This window comes from Leptolyngbya sp. DQ-M1, from assembly GCF_039962505.1.
Classification (GTDB): domain Bacteria; phylum Cyanobacteriota; class Cyanobacteriia; order Leptolyngbyales; family Leptolyngbyaceae; genus Leptolyngbya.
In genome coordinates this window covers 806,114-813,400 of the sequence record NZ_JAMPLJ010000002.1, presented here as the reverse complement: position 1 = coordinate 813,400, position 7,287 = coordinate 806,114, and the positions used below count along the sequence as shown (strand labels likewise).

Annotated in this window: 3 protein-coding genes; all 3 read right to left on the bottom strand. The window is 48.0% G+C overall.

The annotated features are described in order from the left end of the window. Positions 1 to 585: 585 nt before the first annotated feature. Positions 586 to 1,560 (bottom strand): site-specific integrase, encoded by a 975-nt coding sequence (locus tag NC981_RS09725; protein ID WP_348242639.1) that lies wholly within the window; start codon positions 1,558 to 1,560, stop codon positions 586 to 588. 232 nt (positions 1,561 to 1,792) lie between these two features. Further along, positions 1,793 to 2,296, bottom strand: coding sequence for a hypothetical protein (locus NC981_RS09720; RefSeq protein WP_348242638.1), 504 nt, complete (start codon positions 2,294 to 2,296; stop codon positions 1,793 to 1,795). A 601-nt stretch (positions 2,297 to 2,897) separates the two neighbouring features. Next, a complete protein-coding gene (locus tag NC981_RS09715) occupies positions 2,898 to 6,764 on the bottom strand; it encodes a PAS domain S-box protein (protein WP_348242637.1) in 3,867 nt (1,288 codons plus the stop codon). Positions 6,765 to 7,287: the final 523 nt, after the last annotated feature.

Sequence of the window (7,287 nt, the reverse complement as noted above, 5' to 3'; positions counted from 1 at the left end):
ATAACCGTTAACCCTGTGCTGCACCTGATTCCTAGTGCCATGTCTCTGCCCTCACGTTTGGGAATGTGACTATAACTTATAGTGACGCAAAATCAAATGATGAGTTCGGCTTGCGTGAACCTTCGCGCAAACTTTATCAGTGCTTGCAACTGTTACGGAGAGCGGGAGATCGTCTGCTAGACATTCTGGTGTGTGTGAGAACTGCAGTATAAGCATTCTAGTTAAATAAATCAGCTTCTCACACACAACAAAAACGGCGGCATCAATCTCAGCATTTACAGCTTTTATAGGTGAAATAACCATTAAAAGCTGCAAATACGGAATCAATGCTGCCGTTTTTGTTATTCAGTTTGTTCTCGTCTCGATCAGATTTGGCTCACAAGTTCAAGCCAATCGTTAGAACCAGGGCGAACGAGGGGACTCGAACCCCGAGTGGAGGAACCACAATCCAAAACGGAAAAAGCCTGTACCAAGGCGATACAGGTTAAAACCCTTATAAAATCAAGCTTTTTTAACTGAGCGAATGTACCAAACTATCGGTAAACACTCCAGACCATTGCTGTTATTTAGTCCAAATTTAGTCCGTCAAGGCGGCAAGGGTCGATCTGATCTATTTATTGCGGCATCATAAGCCCGTTGGTGTGTCTCGTCAGAAATCCAATGGTGATAAATTTCCGAGTGAACCTTTAGCGAATGTCCCATCTGAGTGGCTGCAAGTTCAATGGGCAAGAAGTCGATCGATCTTACCGCCCAAGCATGACGCAGGTTGTAAGGCTTATGGAAACCGTATCGAGCAAACGCAGTCGTCACACGGTTTCCTAATGCTGCATTGGTCTTGCCTGTTACCTGTGGCAGTAGCTTTACGTCCCACAAATGCCATTGGTCATACCATTCGGGATAGAGCGCCCAAACACGCCTACCGCCCGTCTTTCCGCCGTTTTCATCCTCCAGCAGCGTTAGCACTGGACTATCTCGCAACTTTTGTAGGTCGATATGGAATAGCTCATGATTTCGCAAACCATAGCAAGCCATCAACCCGAAAGCATATCCCCAAGACTCATTCTCCTTATTGATGCGATCGCGCCACTCTGAGATCTCTTTATCGCTTGGGAGGTCGCGTGGGTTCAATCGTTTAGCGGAATAGTCCCCCCGCAATGCGGTTGCATCCAGTTCCAACCCGGCAAGCTTGGCTAACTGTCCATAAGCCATGCACCGCCGTTGCCGATTGCGGGTGTCTGGCTCTGTTTTAAGGATGAACGATCGCAACAATTCCGCCGTTAACGGTTCATCGACTGGTAATTGTCCAAAGGGCTGTTTATAGTCAGTCTTCCACGTCGTTTCGCTTTTGGGTGTACGCTTCCTGCGTTGAAAATAATCGACTTCAAAGCGCTCTAACCAATCCTTAACCGCATCTAGTTCTGGCTTCGTGTTGTCTGTCCAGTCGTCCCAATTGAACTCTCTACAGGCTTGCGGACAGCCATTGCAATTAGCAGCGCTAGATTTTTTGTGTCTCTTGATAGTCGAGGGCGTGTCTGTTTCGCCATTGCTGCGTACCCACAAGAATCTCTCTCATTTTAGGTATGAGCAATCCTCAAGAAGTGCGATCGCGCCCTTCAATTGATCACTCCCCCAAATCACGCCGCTCCAACAGAATTCCCCAAGATACGAGCGCAAGCATCAGCAGAAGGACAAGCTAAGCCTCGATCATCATGGGAGAAATTTGCTAGCGTGTTTCAAGTGCGTCAACCCTTAAGGACGATCCCTATGGAAGACCTGAGAGGTTAGCGAGGTACTAGGGTGTACAGCCCGATTGCTTTGCAGCGTCAAACTTGATCTGGTTATACACAACGTACTGATCGAGGGTTCTTGTGTATCCATTAACGCTGTGAGCTAAAGATCCTGCTTTATTTGCGTCTCCTTGGAATTCCTGTAGCTCAGCACAAGCATTGTTAAAAGCAGCGTTAAAGGTTTCACTGTGATTCAATAACTGATTAGTCCAGGCAGAGAAAACCTCCGAAGCGTATTCTGTGCGGAGTCCTTCTGCCGACCATGCTTTAATCTGTCCTTGAAAACTGTCGGCAAAAAGCTGCCCTCGATCCACAGGTTGCGAGATCATTGTCGTGTTGTTGCTGTCGCGAGGGTCTCTTGCAATCTCTTTAAGGATCGTTACAGGAGAATAATACAGACTCAGCACTAGCCACCATCGAAACAGCTTGCCTTTACCCGTCTTGGCTCCAAGTGCCCAAATTGCGGGAAGTGCCAACACAGCCAAAACGATTTTGATCTTGCCTTTCATCAGTCTTTCTCCCGCCTTGCTTTAGAGGTTCCCCCTAGGGAACCTGAAGGATTATGCCTAAGGAATATGGAGAGTCCCGGAGATAGGGTGAGTCCTTCGCCTTCCCTTGTTCCTGCTACAGCGTCCGGACGCTAAAGCTTCACAATTAAGTCACGAACACAAAACTTTTCAGGATTGACCCTGGGAAATCCAAAAGAAAAATCCCGCCAGAGATAGCGCCAAGTAGTCCTAAGTCTGTGAATGAGGGCTAACACTTCACGGCAGCGGACGAACCACTGATGTTGAGTTCGAGGTTATCTGTGGCGGGTGGACGGGAGCGTTATGCTGCTCTGTCCTTGGTGGGACGTAGCTAATCGCACTCGGAGCCGTAGAGAATTGCTCTTGTTCCATGCGGGGAGAATCGAGCGCACCAATTCCTATCGGTTAGTAAAGGCGCGCACCGGATGATAGGAGTAGCAGATTAATCCGGTGAACACGATCGTTAAAGGAACGCCAACTGCCAACGCTGGGATCAAAACGCTTGATCTCAACCGCGACTTCTCCTATTCAGAATGTAATAGAATACAGAACACCAACAGCGATATTGGTGGAGAAGCTTCCTTTACATCTGCGAACCAGCAATCAGCATTGCTTCTGCTGCCTGGCAATTCAGGGGCTTTGCGAAGAAATAACCCTGCCCTTGTTCACAATGTAATCGGACTAGCTGAGCTAATTGGTCTGCCGTTTCAACTCCTTCTGCAATTACAGTCATTCCCAGATTGTGAGCGAGAGTGATAATAGCCTGGACAACCTCTGCATCAGCTGTTGATTCCTGCATCGCGCTAACAAAGGAGCGATCAATCTTTAACGTTTGGATCGGCAACTGGCGTAACCGGCTGAGTGAAGAATAGCCTGTACCAAAATCATCAATGCACAATTGCACCCCAAGTGCCTGAAGCTGTTGCAGAAGAGCCATAGATCCATCATTATCCATAATACCGCTCTCAGTAATCTCCAACTTCAAATTGCCTGGATCTAGCCCAGTCTCTTGCAAAACTTGGTTAATTTGTTCCACTAAGTTGGGCTGAGCGAATTGCTTACTTGAAAGGTTAACGCTCATGGTCAATCCAGCAGTTGTGAGTAATTGGGTTTGCCATCGTTGAAGCTGGCGGCAAGACTCATACAATACCCATTGCCCAATCGGCACAATCAGTCCGGTTTCTTCTGCGACTGGGATAAATTGAGCCGGAGAAATTAATCCTTGCTCCGGGTGCAGCCAGCGCACGAGAGCTTCAAATCCAGTAATCCGACCAGTAGTGAGTGAGACAAGGGGTTGATAGTAGACCTGAAGTTCCTGTCGTTCAATTGCCCGACGCAAGGGCATCTCTAGCTGCAACAGCGACATCGCCTGACTGTGCATCGCTGCATTAAATACTGCCCAACAAGCTTTGCCTTTTCCTTTCGCGTGATAAAGGGCAGTATCCGCATCACGCAACATGTTCTCAGGCTGAGTATAGCCTATCCCACTCAATGCAATCCCAATACTTGCCGTGGTAAGGACCTCATACCCATTCAAGTTGAACGGTAATTTTAATGCCTGATGCAGATGTTCAGCGACCAGAGTGGCATCTTTCTCGTCCTTGATCTCCTCCAGTAGAATCGTAAACTCATCTCCCCCTAAACGAGCGATCGTCTGCTCGGAACCCAGACAGCTTGCAAGGCGTTTGGCAATCTCTATCAATAATTGATCGCCCACTAAATGCCCCAGACTGTCATTGATCACCTTAAAGCGATCGAGATCGACAAAGAGCACCGCAAATCGATGGTTGGAGCGACGTTTCGTGCGGGCGATCGCCTGCTTCAGCCGATCCATAAACAGCACCCGATTAGGCAGACCAGTCAGAGCATCGTGGTAAGCCTCATGCACTAATTGGGCTTCCAGCTGCTTACGCTCTGTAATATCAGTGGAAATGCCATCAATCCGGATGGGTTTACGAGCTCCATCATAAACGACGTGGCACCGCTCATGCAGCCAACGCACATTACCATCAGGTCGAAGAATTCGATACTCCAATTCATACCCTTTCTGCTTCAGCAAAGCTTTATCAGTAATCCGAACCCGCTTTTGATCCTCTGGGTGAACTACCTCCAGCCATAGTTTCGAGTTGTCAAAAAATTCTGCGATTGACCGACCGTAAATCCTCTCCGCCGCAGGATTGAGATAAAGCGTTTCCCTGGTTGCGGCTGAAACGGACCAGACCACATCTTCGAGTGAGCCAAGAATGTTATTCAGTCGTTGCTCACTTTCCCGCAGAGCCATCTCGGCTCGTCTTCGATCGGTTACATCGGTAAGCATCCCTAAGGCACCAATGTAGTTCCCTTGCTCATTAAATAAGGGAGCCGTGGAAAGGATGGCCCACAAGTCTGCTCCATCTTTGCGGCGGAACTTGAAATCGTGCATTTCACAAACACCCTGACGGCGACGTTCTAAGTAAAGATTGGCAAGCGTCTTGCCCTCCTCATCCATAAAGGCAAACAAAGGCTTCCCTTGCATCTCATCGGGGCTGTAGCCTAGCATGGTCGCGGTCTGTTGATTCACAAAACTGGTATTGCTGTCTGCATCCAGCATCCAAATTCCCTCGGTTGCCGTCTCTACGATGCGGCGATACTGTTCCTCCTGTTGCCGCAGCAATTCTTCTGCTGCTTTGCGCTCAGTGATATCAGTTTGTACTCCCACAAAGTGAGTCAGGCATCCCGCAGCATCAAACACTGGTGCAACATACAGTTCATTCCAGAAGAGCGTGCCATCTTTGTGGTGATTTCGCAAAGTCACGTGGCATTCTTCCTGTGCCTTGATAGCAGAGCGTAATACGGCTAGTGCAGGTTGGTCAAAATTGCCCCTTTGAAGAAAGCGACAATTTTGACCGATTACTTCAGCTGCCTTGTATCCAGTAATTGCTTCAAAGGCTGGATTGACATAAATGATTGGATTATTGGGTTGATTGGCATCAGTGATCACAATTCCGTTACTGCTAGCGTTAATCGCCCGCTCCATCAAATGCAATCGTTCTTCTGACTGCTGGCGCGAAATGAAATTAGACAGGATGTTGGTGATCGCCTGTAAAAAGTGAAGATCGTCTGGTGTGAAGGTGCGAAGCTTATCTGTAAAGCAACCTAAAACACCGAATGGCTGGGACTGACCAGAAATGGAAAGGCTTACACCGCTCACAACTGGGTGATTATGTAATAGGGGCGAACCACTAAATCGGGTGTCAGTCCGAAAGTCCTTGATTAGCACAGGCTGCTGTGTAAGAAGTGCATACCCCAAGTGGGAATTGGACTGGGTGCCAACGAGGGTAGACCCAATGAGTCCCTCTTGCCAGCCAACGCCAGCTTGCAGCAACAATGTACTGTTATTGGAAAGCTGTTGCCAAATTCCACACAGCGTGACTCCAAGAACTTGAGCAATCAAAGTGACCGCTTCGTCCAGTAGCTGAGCGAGATTGCTCGATTCAAGTGCTAGTTGCCCCAATTGAGCCACTGTAGCCTGCTGGTGCGCCTGTGCCTGGAGAGCAATTTCGGCTTGTTTACGTTCTGTAATGTCATAAAAAGCACTGAAAATCGCAGGTTCATCATTCCAGGTCAGGAGTCGAAGAGAACCAGCAGCCCAAAAGGGGGTATTGTCCGCTTTTCTAGCTTGCACTTCATAGTAAGAAATATATTCCTCTTGCAGAAGTCGCTGAACTATTGCTTGATGGTCAAGGGCATTGTTGTAAAAACCGAGGACTGTACGTCCGACAAACTGGTTGCAAGGAAGTCCAAAGGTTTGCCCAGCCTGTTGATTTGCATACAGGAGCTGTCCATCCGTCACACGGCTAACAGTGAGGGAAATGGGAGCGGCCTCCGCAATTACTCGGAACTGAGTTTCGCTCTGTTGCAGCCCCGTTTCTGGCTTTTTCTGTGCTAGGGGTGCCTCACTGGGCTGTCTCTGCTCCGTTAGGTCCGTCCAGATCCAGAGGATTGCCGGTTGCTCCTCATACTCAACGGTCTGAGCGGAGACTAACGTATCTCGAAGCTCCCCCTGTGCTGTTTTTAGCTGAAGCTCATAGCGAATCAACCGTTCCTTGTCTTGCAGTTTGTTCAGGATTTGAGCATGGTTAGCAGGATTGGCGTAATACTCAGGTTCGATCCTGTCAAAAATCTCGCTATCTGGAATGCCGAATAAAGGCTGCACGAGTTCATTTTTCAGCAGAATTTGATGATTCTCTGTACAGGCCAGAGCAATTGGTAAGGGGGTTAGCTCAACGATTGCCTGAAGTAACTGCTCTAATGCTGTCTTCGATCGCTCACAAGCGCTTAATTCCTGCTGTAGGGCTTGATTAATTTTCTGGCACTCAGCAAGACACCGCTGGGATATTGCTGCTAGCTTCGAGCAAGATTGGCTTGAATCTTGCTCACTGTTTTGAAAGTGAGAACTAACCGAAGTCATTCTAACCTCCTAAGAGTTTTAGGGGGAACACAACTAGCCGTCCTGGCTTTATTCGACGAGCTATTCCTGAGTGGAGGTAGATCATGAGGGTTAGTCAAGCAAAGTTGTCAAAGCCAACAGAGTAGGGGGACTAATCTGCTGATGAGTTAGATCAATCAAGGCCGGAATTACCAAGGATTGAACCAAGATTCGACCAGCAAGAGCCTTTAGCACCGTGACAGCGTGCTGTCAACGTTCCCAAGGAGGAACTAGGAATCTTAAGATCTGTTTAAATTTATACTAAATTCAAATAAAATGTTCTTTTTGATACGAAGTGTAAGGTTTGCTTCATGAGAAAAAGAGGGCAGCGTAGAGTCCAAGGTGATTCGTAATTGTTTTAGCTTCCCAGCATTTAACACAAACACCCTTAGCAAACCGAAGCCTGCAATGTTCTAGTCCTACAGAATTGTTCCAGCAAAGGTTGTGAAGAATTGAACTTGCGATCGCGCCTTCAATTGATCACTTCCCCAAATCCCGCCGCTCC

Coding starts and splice junctions, on each gene's coding strand:
- NC981_RS09720 (WP_348242638.1), bottom strand. CDS start 2,296: ATGAAAGGCAAGATCAAAATCGTTTTGGCTGTGTTGGCACTTCCCGCA.
- NC981_RS09715 (WP_348242637.1), bottom strand. CDS start 6,764: ATGACTTCGGTTAGTTCTCACTTTCAAAACAGTGAGCAAGATTCAAGC.